14 protein-coding genes and 4 tRNA genes are annotated in these 14,870 nt (G+C 44.4%); 8 read left to right on the top strand and 10 right to left on the bottom strand.

What is annotated here, in order from left to right; all coding sequences use genetic code 11:
• Positions 1–50: 50 nt before the first annotated feature.
• The 9 genes from AB4517_RS10525 to lolB form a co-directional block, all read right to left on the bottom strand.
• A tRNA-Met gene (locus AB4517_RS10525) sits at positions 51–127 on the bottom strand.
• A gap of 77 nt (positions 128–204) precedes the next feature.
• Positions 205–279 (bottom strand) — tRNA-Gln (locus AB4517_RS10520).
• A 28-nt stretch (positions 280–307) separates the two neighbouring features.
• Positions 308–392: transfer RNA gene (locus tag AB4517_RS10515), tRNA-Leu, on the bottom strand.
• Between the two features lie 65 nt (positions 393–457).
• Positions 458–534 (bottom strand) — tRNA-Met (locus AB4517_RS10510).
• Between the two features lie 280 nt (positions 535–814).
• Complete coding sequence (ychF, locus tag AB4517_RS10505) at positions 815–1,906, bottom strand: redox-regulated ATPase YchF (RefSeq protein ID WP_010439159.1); 1,092 nt, start codon at positions 1,904–1,906, stop codon at positions 815–817.
• Positions 1,907–1,916: 10 nt separating this feature from the next.
• Complete coding sequence (gene pth / locus AB4517_RS10500; protein ID WP_004739815.1) at positions 1,917–2,507, bottom strand: aminoacyl-tRNA hydrolase; 591 nt, start codon at positions 2,505–2,507, stop codon at positions 1,917–1,919.
• Between the two features lie 223 nt (positions 2,508–2,730).
• Positions 2,731–3,675 carry a ribose-phosphate pyrophosphokinase gene (locus tag AB4517_RS10495; protein ID WP_004739814.1) on the bottom strand — a complete coding sequence of 315 codons (945 nt, stop codon included), beginning with the start codon at positions 3,673–3,675 and terminating at the stop codon, positions 2,731–2,733.
• Between the two features lie 27 nt (positions 3,676–3,702).
• Positions 3,703–4,578, bottom strand: a complete 876-nt coding sequence (ispE, locus tag AB4517_RS10490) for a 4-(cytidine 5'-diphospho)-2-C-methyl-D-erythritol kinase (protein ID WP_372148314.1) — start codon at positions 4,576–4,578, stop codon at positions 3,703–3,705.
• Entirely contained in the window at positions 4,575–5,222 is a 648-nt protein-coding gene (gene lolB / locus AB4517_RS10485) for a lipoprotein insertase outer membrane protein LolB (RefSeq protein WP_372148313.1), read from the bottom strand. The genes ispE and lolB overlap by 4 nt, the downstream gene beginning before the upstream one ends.
• Positions 5,223–5,382: 160 nt before the next feature.
• Here lolB and hemA point away from each other — a divergent pair, with 160 nt between their 5' ends.
• The 8 genes from hemA to ybaK all read left to right on the top strand — a co-directional run bounded on the left by hemA (position 5,383) and on the right by ybaK (position 13,622).
• Positions 5,383–6,642 carry a glutamyl-tRNA reductase gene (hemA, locus tag AB4517_RS10480; protein WP_017062312.1) on the top strand — a complete coding sequence of 420 codons (1,260 nt, stop codon included), beginning with the start codon at positions 5,383–5,385 and terminating at the stop codon, positions 6,640–6,642.
• Positions 6,643–6,670: 28 nt separating this feature from the next.
• Entirely contained in the window at positions 6,671–7,759 is a 1,089-nt protein-coding gene (gene prfA, locus AB4517_RS10475; protein WP_017062313.1) for a peptide chain release factor 1, read from the top strand.
• Between the two features lie 5 nt (positions 7,760–7,764).
• Entirely contained in the window at positions 7,765–8,625 is an 861-nt protein-coding gene (prmC, locus tag AB4517_RS10470) for a peptide chain release factor N(5)-glutamine methyltransferase (RefSeq protein WP_372128262.1), read from the top strand.
• Positions 8,626–8,816: 191 nt separating this feature from the next.
• Positions 8,817–9,200, top strand: a complete 384-nt coding sequence (locus AB4517_RS10465; RefSeq protein ID WP_004736238.1) for a SirB2 family protein — start codon at positions 8,817–8,819, stop codon at positions 9,198–9,200.
• Between the two features lie 27 nt (positions 9,201–9,227).
• Complete coding sequence (locus tag AB4517_RS10460; protein ID WP_017064164.1) at positions 9,228–10,037, top strand: SirB1 family protein; 810 nt, start codon at positions 9,228–9,230, stop codon at positions 10,035–10,037.
• A 22-nt stretch (positions 10,038–10,059) separates the two neighbouring features.
• Complete coding sequence (gene kdsA / locus AB4517_RS10455; protein WP_017069619.1) at positions 10,060–10,914, top strand: 3-deoxy-8-phosphooctulonate synthase; 855 nt, start codon at positions 10,060–10,062, stop codon at positions 10,912–10,914.
• 454 nt (positions 10,915–11,368) lie between these two features.
• Entirely contained in the window at positions 11,369–13,030 is a 1,662-nt protein-coding gene (ushA, locus tag AB4517_RS10450; protein ID WP_017064163.1) for a bifunctional UDP-sugar hydrolase/5'-nucleotidase UshA, read from the top strand.
• A gap of 118 nt (positions 13,031–13,148) precedes the next feature.
• Entirely contained in the window at positions 13,149–13,622 is a 474-nt protein-coding gene (gene ybaK / locus AB4517_RS10445) for a Cys-tRNA(Pro) deacylase (protein ID WP_050651812.1), read from the top strand.
• 103 nt (positions 13,623–13,725) lie between these two features.
• Here ybaK and rluF read toward each other — a convergent pair whose 3' ends face one another.
• A complete protein-coding gene (gene rluF / locus AB4517_RS10440) occupies positions 13,726–14,844 on the bottom strand; it encodes a 23S rRNA pseudouridine(2604) synthase RluF (RefSeq protein ID WP_372117379.1) in 1,119 nt (372 codons plus the stop codon).
• Positions 14,845–14,870: the final 26 nt, after the last annotated feature.

Here is a 14,870-nt window from a genome sequence, read left to right as displayed (position 1 = left end):
GAATATTGGTGATTCAATATAACGTTGTCTTTTCTTTCTCGAAGAAAGAATGGTGGCTACTGCGGGATTTGAACCTGCGACCCCATCATTATGAGTGATGTGCTCTAACCAACTGAGCTAAGTAGCCATCTGAGAGCGAGACAATATAATATAATCTTGCTTTCAATGCCATTATCTTTTTAAAGATAATTACACTTTAAATTGTGGCTGGGCTACCTGGATTCGAACCAGGGAATGCCGGCATCAAAAGCCGGTGCCTTACCGCTTGGCGATAGCCCAACAATGATATCTTAAAGACATCTCAATATGGTGCGGTCGGAGAGACTTGAACTCTCACACCTCTCGGCGCCAGAACCTAAATCTGGTGCGTCTACCAATTCCGCCACGACCGCGTTATTTCCTAAAAACTCTTTGTTACTAAAGACAAACTTTAATATCAAATAGAGTGCTTAGGAAATGGTGGCTACTGCGGGATTTGAACCTGCGACCCCATCATTATGAGTGATGTGCTCTAACCAACTGAGCTAAGTAGCCATTTCCATATTGTTGCTCATTTCGAAACGTTGCCGCTTCGCTGTGAACGGGGCGCATTATGCGGAGTTGAGTGAAACCCGTCAACTTTTTTTTTGAATAAATCGCGAATAAACATCTGTTCGGTTTCTTTTTAGGCAAAGAGGCGTATTTGTCGACAAAAAACAGGTCTAAAAGGCGATATATATAGGAAGTTAAGTTTCTGGTGAGAGACAATTTAGAAAGGGGAAAAACAAAAAGGCCAGTGAATTCACTGGCCTTTTTTCTAGATGTTTAATCAGAATTATACATTGAAGCGGAAGTGAACAACGTCACCATCTTTAACGATGTATTCTTTACCTTCAAGGCGCCATTTACCTGCGTCTTTCGCACCGCTCTCACCGTTAAATTCGATGAAGTGATCGAATCCAACAACTTCAGCACGGATGAAACCTTTCTCGAAGTCTGTGTGGATCTTACCCGCTGCTTGTGGCGCAGTTGCACCTACAGGGATTGTCCAAGCACGAACTTCTTTAACACCAGCTGTGAAGTAAGTCTGAAGAGTCAGTAGTTCGTAACCAGAGCGGATCACTCGGTTAAGACCTGGTTCTTCGATACCCATATCCGCAAGGAACTCTTCGCGATCTTCGTCATCAAGCTCAGAAAGCTCTGATTCGATTGCTGCACAAACAGCAACAACAACGTTGTTTTCGTTTTCTGCGTATTCACGAACAGCGTCTAGGTATGGGTTATTTTCAAAACCATCTTCTGCAACGTTTGCGATGTACATTGTTGGCTTAAGCGTTAGGAAGTTTAGGTAGCCGATTGCTGCCGCTTCTTCTTTGCCAAGTTCAACAGTACGTGCCATACCACCTTCAGTTAGAACTGGAAGTAGCTTTTCTAGTACAGTGATTTCGAATTTAGCGTCTTTGTCGCCGCCTTTCGCTTTCTTCGCGTTACGTTGAATTGCACGCTCACAGCTGTCTAAGTCAGCCAGTGCAAGTTCTAGGTTGATCACTTCGATATCTTCAATTGGAGATACTTTGCCAGCAACGTGAACAATGTTTTCATTTTCAAAGCAGCGTACAACGTGACCGATAGCGTCAGTTTCACGGATGTTAGCTAGGAATTTGTTACCAAGACCTTCACCTTTAGATGCGCCAGCAACTAGGCCCGCGATATCTACGAATTCCATTGTCGTTGGAAGGATCTTCTGTGGATTAACAATTTTTGCTAATGCATCTAAGCGTAGATCTGGAACCGGAACGATACCTGTGTTTGGTTCGATCGTACAAAATGGAAAGTTTGCTGCTTCGATGCCTGCTTTAGTCAGTGCGTTAAACAGAGTTGACTTACCAACGTTTGGTAGACCAACGATGCCACATTTAAAACCCATGATATAAACCTTATTCTGCTTTGAACGTATGTAAGCGATTTTGTGCTTTTGGTAGGCCATCTTTTAATAAGATGTCTAGGCTGCGAACCGATTCGTCAACGACGGCCTCGATACACTCTTGCTCTTTTTGAGGAGCTTTGCCTAATACATAACCTGCAACTTTATCTTTGTGTCCTGGATGGCCGATGCCTAATCTAAGACGATAGAATTCTTTATTGTTACCCTGCTTGCTGATGATGTCTTTCAGACCATTATGTCCGCCATGACCACCACCTTTTTTAAACTTTCCAATACCAGGAGGCAGATCTAACTCATCGTGAGCGACCATGATCTCTTCTGGTTTAATTTGGTAGAACTTTGCTAAGGCTGCAACTGCTTTGCCTGACAAGTTCATAAAAGTCGTTGGGATCAGCAAACGAAGATCTTCACCGTGAACCATGATACGACCCGTTAGGCCAAAGAACTTTGGTTCGTTCTTTAGTGTCACGTTATGTACACGCGCTAATTCTTCAACTACCCAAGCGCCCGCGTTGTGGCGAGTTTTGGCGTATTCTGGACCTGGATTAGCCAGTCCAACGAGAAGTTTTATTTGTTGGCTCAAGGTATGGATCTCTCTTGGGATTTCAAAAAGCGCCGTATGATATCACAGTTTATGAAAAAGGTGCGAGCTAGCTGATAGCTGCGCGATTATTCCTGTTTGTGATAACTAGCAGTGCAATATTACTCAGACATAAAAAAAGCACTTCATTGACTGAAGTGCTTAATATCTTTCTCTCGCGTGTTTCTAAAACCAAGCTTTTGTAAAAAAAGCTATTGGGCTTTGATTAGTTGAACATCGCTGAGATTGATTCTTCGTTGCTGATACGACGAATCGCTTCAGCAAGCATGCGAGAAAGGCTAAGTGTTGTCACTTTACCAGTCGCAGCCATCTCTGGAGATAGAGAGATTGAATCCGTTACGATAACTTGGTCTAGAACAGAGTTCTTGATGTTGTTCGCAGCAGTACCAGAGAAAACAGCGTGAGTTGCGTAAGCGAATACACGCTTAGCACCGCGCTCTTTAAGCGCTTCAGCTGCTTTACATAGTGTGCCACCTGTATCGATCATGTCATCAACGATAACACAGTCACGGCCTTCAACATCACCGATTAGGTTCATTACTTCAGAAACGTTAGCACGTGGACGACGCTTATCAACGATAGCGATGTCAACATCACCTAGCGCTTTAGCCGTTGCACGAGCACGTACAACACCACCAAGGTCTGGAGAAACCACAACTGGGTTTTCTAGGCCACGGTTAGCCATGTCTTCTAGAAGAACTGGAGTACCGAAGATGTTATCAACTGGTACATCGAAGAAGCCTTGGATTTGCTCTGCGTGTAGGTCGATAGTAAGAACGCGGTCAACGCCAACGTTAGAAAGGAAATCTGCAACAACTTTTGCAGTAATTGGCACACGAGCAGAACGTACACGACGATCTTGACGGGCATAACCGAAGTAAGGGATTACAGCAGTAATACGGCCAGCAGAAGCACGGCGCATTGCGTCAATCATTACCACCAATTCCATAAGGTTGTCATTGGTTGGTGCACAAGTTGATTGAATCAGGAATACATCGCTACCACGAACGTTTTCATTGATTTGAACAGCGACTTCGCCATCAGAAAAACGGTCTACAGTAGCATCGCCAAGAGAGATGTATAGACGATCAGCAATACGTTGGGCTAGTTCAGGTGTTGCGTTACCAGCAAATAGCTTCATATCAGGCACGGTGGAAACCTCGGGTTGCGTCCAGTTTTAAATAGATTGTGGGTGGGCTGATTGGTATTCAGCCAGAGTTTCTTTTAAAGGAGAAATGTTTCTTCCTTTCGCTATGAAAGCGGAAACTGTGTCAGGCAGTTGTTCTCGCACCAATTCGGCTTCTTTTTCGCTGTTAAATTCAGCAAAAACGCACGAACCTGTGCCAGTCAATCTCGACGGCGCGTATTGTAGCAGCCATGAAAGTTGCTTATCAACCTCTGGGTACAGCATTCGCACAATTTTTTCGCAATCGTTTACGTATTCTTGCTCTAGAAGCGTTGATAGCGCTCGCTTCGGCGTATTTCGAGTTAATTCTGAATGTGTGAATATGTCTACAGTTGCTATGCTCACTTGAGGCTTAACAACAAGATACCATTTTTCATCCGGATTAGCGGGCTGAAGCTGTTCTCCAACCCCTTCCGCAAAGGCTGCATGGCCTCGAACGAACACAGGAACGTCAGCGCCAAGTTTCAATCCGATCTCTGCGAGCTGATCATCAGACAGGTTGAGTTGCCATAGATAGTTAAGTGCGACCAACACGGTTGCGGCATTTGAAGAGCCTCCACCAATGCCACCTCCCATCGGAAGTACTTTCTTAAGCTCAATATCGGCACCGAAAGAAGTCGATGTATATTGTTGAAGAGCGGTCGCGGCTTTCCAAATCAGGTTGTCTTCTGTTGCAACGCCTGGTATTTCCGGTGTGATTGTGATTGAGTTCGTTTCTTCATTAACGGCAACCGTTAGTTCATCGCCAAAATCAACAAACTGAAACAAAGTTTGAAGCTCGTGATAGCCGTTGTCACGTCGACCTGTGATGTAAAGAAATAGATTCAGTTTAGCCGGAGAAGGCCAATGCGTTGGCGTTGTTATCATTTTTTCAGTGTCCACTTCGAAACTACAATGTTGATTTTGTTATCGTCTTGCTTGAATGACAATCGAGTAGGGAGGGGGATGCTTTCTACATTAGTGTTGTCTTCATCTGAGAGGTGTTTACTCTGCATCTCAGTATTTCGATAATTAGCGAAGTTCAGTGTCCATAGCTGGCTGCTGACTTGTTTGGTTAGAGACTCAAGCGTGTTAGTTGTATTTAACTGGTAGCTGTCAGCTTGGTCTGGAATGCCAAGGAACCATTGAGGCAGGTGATCAATAGGTATCTGCAAACCTGTCAGTTGCTCAACCAATACAGAGGCACTTGCGTGAGTAAATACTTGGTCGTCATAGGTCACCACTTTGGCCCCCGACGGATCTATAGTCAGGTTCAATGCGGTTTGACCGAGGAATGTCGTGAGCCTTAATTGACTGTGATTTGGTGAATGCTTCCAAATGAAGTTTAGGCTTTGGCGCTGCTCTGGAGAAATGTAGGCGAGCTTGCCCGAGGCTTGGTAGTTTTCTATCTGTAGAAGTCGGTTTTGGTGACTTTGCCACTCAACACTGGTCGGTTGTTCAGGTATAGACGAGCAACCCACCATAATTATGGTCATAAAAATAAGAGACGTGATTCTACGAAGTTTGCTCATATTTGCTCACAACTTGTTCAAATTTATCTAAAAAACGCTTCAACTATAGCATTGAATTCACGAACTCAGGAAAACAAATCCCGCTTGCTCTTTAAATAGAGCCATGCATCAAGTAAAATTCGCCCCTTGTTTCCATTCCCTGATCGAGAACTTCTGATACATGTCTTTGCTTGCCGTAGGTATCAATCACAATACAGCGTCGGTTGAATTGCGAGAAAAAGTCGCTTTTGGTCCAGATAAATTATCTGAGGCACTCAAGCAACTTAACGCAAATGCACACGTGAATGGAAGTGTCATACTTTCTACCTGTAATCGAACTGAAGTGTATTGCGACGTTAAAGGCGTGGCTAAAAACAAACTCATCGATTGGTTGTCGGTTTTCCATCAAGTTAGCCCAGAAGAGCTAAAGCCAAGCCTTTATATCCATGAAGAGCAGGCGGCGATTAAACACTTAATGCGCGTTGCTTGTGGTTTGGACTCTTTAGTCTTGGGTGAACCGCAGATCTTAGGTCAGGTGAAGCAAGCGTATACGGACTCGCGAGAGAACAAATCCGTTGATGCTTCAATGGAAAAACTATTCCAGAAATCATTTTCTGTTGCGAAGCGTGTTCGAACTGAAACTGAAATCGGCGGAAGCGCGGTTTCTGTAGCTTACGCAGCCTGTACCTTAGCCAAGCATATTTTTGAATCCATCGCAGATTCAACCGTGTTACTGGTTGGTGCGGGTGAAACCATTGAGCTGGTGGCTAAGCACCTTTCGGCGAATGGCTGTACAAAAATGATTGTGGCGAACCGAACTCGAGAACGTGCTCTAGGGCTAGCAGAAGAATTTGGTGCTGAAGTGATCAGCTTGAATGAGATCCCTGATCATCTTCATCGAGCGGACATCGTAATTAGCTCAACCGCAAGTCCATTGCCTATTATCGGTAAGGGTATGGTTGAGACTGCTCTAAAAACAAGAAAGCATCAGCCGATGTTATTGGTTGATATTGCCGTTCCACGTGATGTGGAATCGCAGGTTGGTGATCTAAATGATGCCTACCTTTATTCGGTTGATGATTTGCAGTCGATTGTTGATGGCAATATCGAACAACGTAAAGTTGAAGCGATTCAAGCTGAAGCGATCGTCAGTGAAGAAAGTGCCGCGTTCATGAGTTGGATGCGCTCTTTACAAGCGGTAGACAGTATTCGAGATTACCGTAAATCGGCTAACGAAATCCGCGAAGAATTATTAAGTAAAAGTTTACAATCGCTTGCCGCTGGCGGTGACCCTGAAAAAGTTTTACTCGAGCTCAGCAATAAGCTCACAAACAAATTGATCCATGCTCCAACGCGCGCACTTCAAAGTGCAGCTGAGCAAGGAGAACCTGCAAAATTAATGGTCATTAGACAGAGTTTGGGCTTAGAAAACCCTCAATAATATTAGACCTCCAACAAGATAAGACATTATGAAAGCCTCGATTCTAGTAAAGCTTGAAACACTTGTTGAACGCTATGAAGAAGTTCAACATCTACTTGGTGATCCAGATGTAATCGGGAATCAAGACAAATTCCGTGCACTTTCGAAAGAATACTCTCAACTTGAAGAAGTGACAGCTTGCTTCCAGTCATACCAGCAAGCGAAAGAAGATCTAGAAGCTGCTGAAGAGATGGCAAACGAAGACGACGCAGAAATGCGTGAAATGGCTCAAGATGAAATCAAAGATGCGAAAGCAGCAATTGAGCGTCTGACTGATGAGCTACAGATTCTTCTTATTCCAAAAGATCCAAACGATGAGCGTAACTGTTTCCTAGAAATCCGCGCAGGTGCGGGTGGTGATGAAGCAGGTATCTTCGCGGGCAACCTGTTCCGTATGTACTCTAAGTTTGCTGAGAAGAAAGGTTGGCGTGTTGAAATCATGAGCAGCAATGCTTCTGAGCAAGGCGGCTACAAAGAGATGATCGCTAAGGTTAGTGGCGACGCTGTTTACGGCACCATGAAGTTTGAGTCAGGCGGTCACCGTGTACAACGTGTACCTGAAACCGAATCTCAAGGCCGTGTTCACACGTCAGCATGTACGGTTGCGGTTATGCCTGAGATCCCAGAAGCGGATCTTCCAGAAATCAAAGCGGGCGACCTTAAAATTGATACTTTCCGTGCATCAGGCGCGGGTGGTCAGCACGTTAACACCACGGATTCAGCAATCCGTATTACTCACTTACCAACGGGTACAGTAGTAGAGTGTCAGGACGAGCGTTCTCAGCATAAAAACAAAGCGAAAGCGATGGCTGTTCTTGCTGCTCGTATTGTTCAAGCAGAAGAAGAGCGCCGCGCGGCAGCGGTTTCTGATACACGTCGTAACCTACTAGGTTCGGGTGACCGTAGTGACCGTATTCGTACGTACAACTACCCACAAGGCCGTGTTTCGGATCACCGTATCAACCTTACAATTTACCGTCTTAACGAAGTACTTGAAGGTGACATGCAAAGCTTGCTTGATCCTGTACTTCAAGAGCACCAAGCCGATCAGCTTGCTGCACTTGCAGAGAACAACTAACCAGTATGCAGTCAGCATATACGGTTGAAAGTGCTTTAAAAGCAGCAATCGTAAAGCTTCAAGAGGGTGATAACACATCACCCTCTATTGATGCCGCGGTACTGCTTTGTCACGCCTTAGATAAACCAAGATCTTACCTACTGACTTGGCCTGAGAAGCATCTCACCTCTGAGCAAGAGTCTGAATTCAATGCCCTTCTAAAACGTCGCTTAACCGGTGAGCCTGTGGCTTACATTATCGGTGAGCGTGAGTTTTGGTCACTGCCGTTAAAAGTTTCCCCTTCTACATTAATCCCACGCCCAGATACCGAGCGTTTGGTTGAAGTAGCGTTGGATAAAACCTTTGGCAAGCAAGGCGCGATTCTCGATTTAGGGACAGGTACAGGTGCTATCGCGTTAGCATTGGCGTCTGAGATGCCGAATCGACAGGTGACGGGTATTGATCTTCGCCCTGAAGCGCAGCAGCTTGCGACAGAGAATGCACAGCGTCTCAACATCACCAATGCGACTTTTTTGCATGGTAGTTGGTTTGAGCCTTTGAGCTCTGAAGGCGTTGTGAAATTCTCTCTGATTGTTTCTAACCCACCTTACATTGAGAAGAACGATCCTCACTTATCTCAAGGTGACGTGCGTTTTGAACCGATTACCGCGTTAGTTGCTGAAGAGAAAGGTTTAGCTGATATTCGATACATTTCTGAAAACGCACGCGGTTTTTTAGAAAACGAAGGCTGGCTAGCATTTGAACACGGCTATGACCAAGGCTTAGCGGTACGTGAGATAATGCAACAACTGGGCTACTTGGATGTGGTTACAGAAAAAGATTACGGTGGTAATGACCGAGTGACATTGGGTCGTTACTGCTCATAGGCTGCTGTTAATCATCTTGTGAGCAATAGATGATGAACTTGCTAAATTGATACCTTTAACTCGACAATACACTTAACTCGATAATGCATTTAACGCGGAAATACAGAGAATTAACGCAGAAATACAGGGCATTAACGGGTATTGTTTGGCTCGTGTTAACGAAAGCACATATAAAAATATAAAGGAATACCATGTACGAAGGTTTAAAACATTTTCACCTACTAACGATTGCTATAAGCGCGCTACTTCTTTCGATTCGTTTCGCTCTGATGATGGTTAACTCACCAAAGCTTAAGCATCCTTTCTTGCAGCGTTTCCCTCATATCAATGACTCGTTGCTACTGCTATCGGGTATTGGTTTGATTTTTATCACTGGCTTTATTCCATTTACACCAGCAGCGCCATGGTTAACCGAAAAACTAACTTGTGTTATGGCTTACATCGCACTGGGCTTCTTTGCACTTAAGTTGGGTAAAAACAAGCTATTGAGAGTTTTCTCTTTCTTTGGTGCACTTGGCTGGTTAGCGATGGCAGGCAAAATTGCAATGACCAAGACACCAACATTTTTCGGTTAATTATCTCCTTATTTCGGTTAGTTACGTATGTACGAATTTTTTGATGAAGACTTTGACCAGCTAGAGTTAGCTGAAGGTGCATTGATCTTAAATAAAGCGATTAACCCAGAAACTCAAGACAGCTGGGCTGAGCAAGAGCTGGCGAGATTGTTAAAAGACGCCGAGTTTGCTTTGGTTAATGAAACCGATGAACAGCAGAAGTTTGAATCTTTTATTCGACTATTCTTTTATGAATGGGGTTTTGCTGGCGATAAAGATGCGTATTTCTCTTCGGAAAACGCGTTCATCGATAAAGTGCTTGAGAGAAAGAAAGGTATTCCAGTGAGTCTGGGGGCGATCTTTCTTTTTCTAGGTCGCAAGCTAGGCTTTCCTGTAGAGGGCGTCTCTTTCCCGACTCAATTCTTACTTAAAGTAAGTTGGTACGGGCAAGCTGCAGCCTATATTAACCCTTATAACGGTGAGTACGTTGGCGAACAAACGCTGCGAGCATGGTTAATTGGCCATGATGGCCCATTAGCTAAGGTGAAACCTGAGCACTTAGAAGTCGCCGACCACCCAACAATTATTGGTAAGTGGTTAGCCCTGCTCAAGAGTGCACTGCTGCGAGAAGAGCGTTATACACTTGCATTGAAGTGTACTGACCTTGCTTTGACGTTTGTACCTGATGACCCATATGAAATCCGTGACCGCGGTTTTATCTATCAGCAGCTAGACTGTCACCAAGTAGCCGCAACCGATTATCAATACTTTATCGACCAATGCCCAGATGACCCGGCATCTGAGTTACTGAAATCTCAAGTGAACGTCATGAACGAAAAGACAGTGGTTGTTCACTAATTAATAATTATTTAGAGAGAATATGATGGAACAGAAAACAGTTCATATTGGCGATATGCCAATTGCTAACGACAAGCCATTTACGCTATTTGCAGGCATGAACGTTCTTGAATCTCGCGATCTTGCTATGCAGATCTGTGAGCACTATGTAAAAGTAACCGAGAAGCTGGGCATCCCTTACGTATTTAAGGCGTCTTTTGATAAAGCGAACCGCAGCTCAGTTCATTCATACCGTGGTCCAGGAATGGAAGAAGGTCTCAAAATCTTCCAAGAGCTGAAAGATACTTTCGGCGTGAAGATCATTACTGATATCCACACAGAAGCTCAAGCTCAGCCTGTTGCGGATGTGGTTGATGTAATCCAACTACCTGCATTCCTAGCTCGTCAAACTGATCTTGTTGAAGCAATGGCTAAGACTGGCGCAGTAATCAACGTGAAGAAGCCTCAGTTCATGAGCCCGAATCAAGTTGGCAACATCGTTGATAAGTTCGCTGAGTGCGGTAATGACAACATCATCCTTTGTGAGCGTGGCGCTTGCATGGGTTACGATAACCTTGTTGTGGATATGCTTGGCTTTGGCGTAATGAAGAAGTCTTCAAACGGTAGCCCAATCATCTTCGACGTGACGCACTCTCTACAAATGCGTGACCCATCAGGTGCTGCATCTGGCGGTCGTCGTGAGCAAACGGTTGAACTTGCTAAAGCGGGTCTTGCTACGGGTATTGCGGGTCTGTTCATTGAAGCTCACCCAAACCCAGACCAAGCTCGTTGTGATGGCCCATCTGCGCTACCTCTAGACAAACTAGAGCCGTTCTTGAAGCAGATGAAAGCACTTGATGACCTTATCAAAGGCTTTGAGCATATTGATATTAAATAATTGAGATGGATGTGAAGTAACGGAAACGTTATTTAACAAAGTTGATCTAAGAAAGCCCAGTTCTCTGAATTGGGCTTTTTTTAATCTCGTAAAAGCAGCCGAACATAAACCGTTCATTTAAAGAGTTGTTAACGTGGCGGGTTATTACCTAAGAAACTCTTATATGAGTGTGAGGTCAGTCCTGTTTGCAGTAAATTACTGATATTCATCACACTTTGTAAGTAAACGATTGCTTGTGATGCAGGGGAAGTTTGAGTGTAATCTCATAATTTTGTTACACTTAACTGTTGACCTATGCGTGACCAATTCGACATAAATATGAAATCGTCGTGTTACATCTAGAATGTTAATTTAAGATTAGTCATGTTGAAGTCTTATTGTTCGAACTCCAGGAAAGGGGTCGCAATAGATTATAAAAAGCAGTGGATTCCCTAAAAAGTTCAAAGGTATGACAATGAAGCAACGCCTTATTCTAAAGACAGCACTAAGTGCTGCAATTCTAGCTACTCTAGCTGGGTGTGCGTCTCAATCAGCTCATGATTGGAACCAAGACGAAACTTACAAGCTAACGATTCTTCACACAAACGATAACCATGGTCGTTTCTGGCAGAATAAATATGGCGAATACGGCATGTCTGCACGTAAAACGCTAGTTGACCAACTTCGTTCAGAAGTTGAAGCAGAAGGCGGTAGCGTGTTGCTTCTATCTGGCGGTGACATCAACACGGGTGTTCCAGAGTCAGACCTTCAGGACGCAGAACCTGATTTTAAAGGTATGAACAAAATTGGTTACGATGCCATGGCATTGGGTAACCACGAGTTTGATAACTCTTTAGACGTATTACAAAAGCAGATCGACTGGGCTAACTTCCCAATGCTATCTGCAAACATCTACGATAAAGCGACAGGTGAACGTAAGTTCCAAGCTTACGAGATGTTCGAAAAGCAAGGCATCAAGATTGCGGTTATTGGTTTAACAACTGAAGATACCCAAAAGATTGGTAACCCTGAATTTATCGCAGGCATCGACTTCCGTGATCCTAAAGAAGAAGCGAAGAAGCTAATCGCTGAACTTAAAGAAACAGAAAAACCGGATCTAATCTTTGCTGTGACTCATATGGGTCACTACGAAAATGGCCAACGTGGTGTTAATGCTCCGGGTGATGTCGCACTTGCTCGTTACCTAAACGAAGGCGATCTAGACATGATCGTTGGTGGTCACTCTCAAGAGCCTGTATGTATGGAAGGCCCTAACGTTGCGAAGAAAAACTTCAAGCCGGGTGATGAGTGTAAGCCTGACGTACAGAACGGTACTTACATCGTTCAAGCTCACGAGTGGGGCAAGTACGTAGGTCGTGCTGATTACGAATTCCGTAATGGCGAGCTAGAGATGGTGAGCTACGACCTGATTCCAGTTAACCTTAAGAAGAAAGTTAAGATCGACGGTAAGAAGCAACGTGTTCTTATTCAAGATGAAATCGCACAAGACCCAGAGCTACTTGAATTCCTACGTCCTTTCCAAGAGCAAGGTCAGGCACAGCTAGAAGTTCAAATCGCTGAGACAAATGGCAAGCTTGAAGGCGATCGTAACGTCGTTCGTTTCCAACAGACCAACCTAGGTCGTTTGATTGCGACTTCTCACATGGAGCGTGCAAAAGCAGACTTCGCTGTGATGAACTCTGGTGGCGTTCGTGACTCAATTGAAGCCGGTAATGTTACTTACAAAGATGTACTGAAGGTACAGCCTTTTGCAAACATCCTGACTTACACAGACATGACGGGTAAAGAAGTTCTGGATTACCTAAATGTAGTAGCGACTAAACCAATCGATTCTGGTGCTTACGCTCAGTTTGCTGGTATCTCTATGACAGTAGCGAACGGTGAAGTATCGAATGTATTCATCGGTGGCAAACAGCTTCGTCTAGACGAAACTTACCGTTTCACAGTACCAAGCTTTAACGCTGCTGGTGGTGACGGTTACCCTAAACTGTCTGATCACCCAGGTTACGTAAATACTGGTTTTGTTGATGCTGAAGTACTGAAAGAGTACCTAGAAGCAAACAGCCCGGTTGACGTGAACAAGTACGCGCCTTCAGGCCAAATGGTTTACAAGTAATTGAATCCAAGCAATTGTATCAATAGGTGCTAAATTAGATTGACTCTAGCACCATGATAAATTTAACTAAAGCGACGCCTCGGCGTCGCTTTTTGTTTATCTATCGTTTGGATTTGTTATGACCCCAGCAATCAATCTCGCCAAGAAAAAGAAAATCGCTCATAGCGTGCATCAGTACCATCATGATGCCAATAATACGAACTATGGTTTAGAAGCCGTTGAAGCGCTTGGTCAAGATCCCAAACGTGTATTCAAAACGCTGTTGTTCTGCTTGAATGGTGTGGCGAAAGATTTGGCGGTTGCCGTTATTCCTGTCGACCAGAAGCTAAACCTAAAGCTGGCAGCAAAAGCGGCGAAAGGCAAAAAAGCAGAGATGGCTGATCCAGATATTGCTCAGAAAACCACGGGTTATGTCGTGGGGGGAATTAGTCCGCTTGGTCAGAAGAAAGCACTACCTACCTTCGTTCATTCCAGTGCGACAGGTTTTGAAACGATATGTGTGAGTGCAGGTAAGCGTGGGCTAGAGATTGAATTAGACCCAAAAGACTTAACACTGCTGACTCGCGGCCAGTTTGCTGATCTATGTTTATAGATTGTTGTCATGATGATAAAACTATCGAATGACCAACAAAAACGCCCGGTAGACTAATCTAGCGGGCGTTTTTATATCGAGTGTCTCGTCTTACTGATTCAGACTACTTCTTCAGACCTAAAGTACCACCAACACGCTTTGGTGCAGGTTTGTTCGGTCTGTTTGAATCTTGGCTGCGGTTTGCCGGCTTACCGCTTCTACGATCTGTGCGATTGCGATCCGAACGGTTTCTATCTGAATTAGAACGCTCTGAACGAGAGTTCGATTTCCAGTTCTCGGTATTACCACCGCTTTCACCATTTGATGAATTGCGGCCACGCTTTGAGTTAGGTGCATGACGGAATTCATCCGCATTGTTACCGCGGTAAGTGCGAGTACGGTTCTCGTTTTGATTACGGCGCGCTGTTGAAGCTTGGTTCTCTTCACGGCTATCAAAAAGTTTCGCGTCAGTCGCTTTGCGAATGCGTTGACCTTTCGCGTTCATTTTTGACGCATCTTCCGTACTTACTGAGCCTTCACACATCGCTAAAATTTCAGTGATCTCTTCGTCGCTCAGGTAGCGCCATTTGCCGTTAGGAATACCGTCTAGTGAGATATTCATAATACGAACACGGCGTAGCTTAAATACTTCATAACCGAGCGCTTCACACATACGGCGAATTTGGCGGTTAAGGCCTTGTGTTAGCGTAATTCGGAATGAGAACTTAGTCTCTTTCTCTACTTTACATGGCAAAGTGACTGTATCGAGAATGTGAACGCCAGCGCTCATTTGCTTCAAGAATTCCGTCGTAATCGGCTTATCTACACGCACCACGTATTCTTTCTCGTGGTTGTTACCTGCACGTAGGATCTTGTTTACGATGTCGCCGTCATTGGTTAGGAAGATAAGGCCATCAGAAGGCTTATCTAGACGACCAATCGGGAAAATGCGCTTGTGGTGGCCAATAAAGTCGACGATGTTGCCAGGAATATCACGCTCAGTCGTACAGGTGATACCTGTTGGTTTATTGAGAGCAATGTAAATCGGCTTCTCTTTTGAGCGAACAGGCTTATTGTCGATCTCAACATCATCACCTGGCAAGACTTTAGTACCCATTTCAGGGATCTTACCGTTAATAGTAACTCGGCCTGCATCAATCAGTTTATCGGCTTCGCGGCGTGAGCAAAAACCAGTTTCACTGATGTATTTATTAAGGCGTTTAGCTTGGGATTCTTGTGACATGATATTCTCTTAGCGTTTCACAACGG

It is taken from the genome of Vibrio sp. 10N.222.52.C3 (assembly GCF_041474195.1).
GTDB lineage: Bacteria > Pseudomonadota > Gammaproteobacteria > Enterobacterales > Vibrionaceae > Vibrio > Vibrio crassostreae_C.
This window is presented reverse-complemented; position numbering and strand designations above follow the sequence as displayed.

What these genes read in the sequence shown, in the direction of transcription:
- kdsA (WP_017069619.1), top strand. Translation starts at nt 10,060, where the DNA reads ATGATGGAACAGAAAACAGTTCATATTGGCGATATGCCAATTGCTAAC.
- ushA (WP_017064163.1), top strand. Translation starts at nt 11,369, where the DNA reads ATGAAGCAACGCCTTATTCTAAAGACAGCACTAAGTGCTGCAATTCTA.
- AB4517_RS10460 (WP_017064164.1), top strand. Translation starts at nt 9,228, where the DNA reads ATGTACGAATTTTTTGATGAAGACTTTGACCAGCTAGAGTTAGCTGAA.
- hemA (WP_017062312.1), top strand. Translation starts at nt 5,383, where the DNA reads ATGTCTTTGCTTGCCGTAGGTATCAATCACAATACAGCGTCGGTTGAA.
- lolB (WP_372148313.1), bottom strand. Translation starts at nt 5,222, where the DNA reads ATGAGCAAACTTCGTAGAATCACGTCTCTTATTTTTATGACCATAATT.
- ybaK (WP_050651812.1), top strand. Translation starts at nt 13,149, where the DNA reads ATGACCCCAGCAATCAATCTCGCCAAGAAAAAGAAAATCGCTCATAGC.
- ychF (WP_010439159.1), bottom strand. Translation starts at nt 1,906, where the DNA reads ATGGGTTTTAAATGTGGCATCGTTGGTCTACCAAACGTTGGTAAGTCA.
- ispE (WP_372148314.1), bottom strand. Translation starts at nt 4,578, where the DNA reads ATGATAACAACGCCAACGCATTGGCCTTCTCCGGCTAAACTGAATCTA.
- AB4517_RS10465 (WP_004736238.1), top strand. Translation starts at nt 8,817, where the DNA reads ATGTACGAAGGTTTAAAACATTTTCACCTACTAACGATTGCTATAAGC.
- prfA (WP_017062313.1), top strand. Translation starts at nt 6,671, where the DNA reads ATGAAAGCCTCGATTCTAGTAAAGCTTGAAACACTTGTTGAACGCTAT.
- prmC (WP_372128262.1), top strand. Translation starts at nt 7,765, where the DNA reads ATGCAGTCAGCATATACGGTTGAAAGTGCTTTAAAAGCAGCAATCGTA.
- rluF (WP_372117379.1), bottom strand. Translation starts at nt 14,844, where the DNA reads ATGTCACAAGAATCCCAAGCTAAACGCCTTAATAAATACATCAGTGAA.